We start from the raw sequence: 1,226 nt of genomic DNA, 5'->3' as shown, positions 1-1,226 counted from the left end.
CTTCTGACTGTTTAGTCTTCTAGTACGAGACCACACACATAATTATGCGCGTCAGTGATTTTGATTTTGAGCTGCCCGACGAACAGATTGCCCGTTTTCCTGCCCGGGAGCGAACCGGTAGTCGACTGTTGCGGCTTGATGGTCCTACAGAAACCATTACCCATGGGCAGTTTGCCGATGTAGAAAATCTGATTGAGCCCGGCGACCTGCTGGTTATGAATAACACCCGGGTGATTCCTGCCAGATTGTTTGGCCGAAAGGAAACCGGTGGCAAGCTGGAAGTTCTGATAGAGCGTATTTTAGAGGAACGAAAAGTTTTAGCGCACGTTCGCTCCAGCAAAGCGCCAAAACCGGGCAGTCGTATCTTTCTGGCTGATGATTGCATTCAAGCTGAAGTGACGGGGCGACAGGGAGCGCTGTTTCTCATGGACTTTGATAAGCCTGTGCTGTCTCAGTTAAAGGAGCATGGTCATATGCCCCTTCCTCCCTATATTGATCGTGAAGATGGCAGTGCGGATCGCCTGAGGTATCAGACGGTGTTTGCTCAAAAAGACGGTGCTGTGGCAGCACCTACTGCTGGCCTGCATTTTGACGAGGCTATGTTGCAACGTCTGAAAGATAAAGGCGTTGAGCAAGCTTTTGTTACATTGCATGTAGGCTCTGGCACCTTTCAGCCAGTTCGGGTTGATAATATTGCTGACCATAAAATGCATTCTGAGTACATAGAAGTACCAGAAAAAGTCTGTGAGGCAGTCAAAGCAGCACGTGCCCGGGGGAATAAAGTGGTAGCAGTGGGGACCACGTCGGTACGTTCCCTGGAGTCGGCCTCCAGAGGCGGGGAAATCAGCCCCTTCTTCGGCGATACCGATATCTTTATTTTTCCGGGTTATGAATTCCGTTCCGTGGATGCCATGATCACGAACTTCCACCTTCCACAGTCAACATTACTAATGCTGGTCAGTGCGTTTTCAGGTAAAGACGCCATACTTCGGGCCTATAACGAGGCAGTGAAAGAAGGCTATCGATTCTTCAGTTATGGCGATGCCATGTGGCTGACCCGAAAAGCCTGAAAAAGAAAGTCGAACGTCGGGCTTGAAAAAGTCCGGACCCGTTCCCACTTTAAAAGCTGGTTAAATTTTGGAAATGAGTCAGATGAATGCAGTCTGCTGTGTCATCTGAATTGAGAGGCTCATGAGTAGAGAAGAGTGCTTCATGCAGTTCGAAGG

1 protein-coding gene is annotated in these 1,226 nt (G+C 49.3%); it reads left to right on the top strand.

Translation table 11 applies throughout. The annotated features are described in order from the left end of the window. The first annotated feature begins 44 nt into the window (after positions 1-44). A complete protein-coding gene (gene queA, locus KDK17_RS08135; protein ID WP_257281481.1) occupies positions 45-1,070 on the top strand; it encodes a tRNA preQ1(34) S-adenosylmethionine ribosyltransferase-isomerase QueA in 1,026 nt (341 codons plus the stop codon). The last annotated feature ends 156 nt before the right edge of the window (positions 1,071-1,226 follow it).

Source organism: Endozoicomonas sp. SESOKO2 (assembly GCF_024606245.1).
In the GTDB taxonomy this organism is placed as follows: Bacteria; Pseudomonadota; Gammaproteobacteria; order Pseudomonadales; family Endozoicomonadaceae; genus Endozoicomonas_A.
The sequence above is the reverse complement of the archived record's forward strand: the minus strand, read 5'-3'. Positions and strand labels throughout refer to the sequence as shown.